This is a genomic window from Xanthomonas bonasiae, from assembly GCF_017163705.1.
In the GTDB taxonomy this organism is placed as follows: domain Bacteria; phylum Pseudomonadota; class Gammaproteobacteria; order Xanthomonadales; family Xanthomonadaceae; genus Xanthomonas_A; species Xanthomonas_A bonasiae.
The window spans coordinates 1-305 of record NZ_JAFIWB010000075.1; the positions used below are offsets into that span (position 1 = coordinate 1).

Below are 305 nucleotides of genomic sequence, written 5' to 3' on the forward strand. Positions count from 1 at the left end.
TCCACCACCTGCTGCGGCTCGCCATCGACTTCGACAAACCGGGTGCGCAGGGCTTCGTGCCGTTGCACGATATCGCGTAGGGCATGTCTCAGCGCCGGAATCGACAGTTCACCGTGCAACCGCAGCCCAAGCGGGACGTTGTAGGTCGGGCTCGGCCCTTCCAGGCGCCACAGGAACCACAGCCGCTGCTGCGCGAACGACAGTGGCGAACCGCGTACGTCCAGTGCTGCGGCCAGTCCTGCGATGGTCGGCGTCTCGAAGACCTGCCGGATCGAGATCTCCCAGCCATGCAGGCTGCGCACCTG

At 65.9% G+C, this 305-nt stretch carries 1 protein-coding gene; it reads right to left on the bottom strand.

Annotated features, from left to right (window positions below):
• A partial coding sequence (locus tag JR064_RS22955; RefSeq protein WP_206231252.1) for a condensation domain-containing protein occupies positions 1-305 on the bottom strand: 305 nt, incomplete at both ends.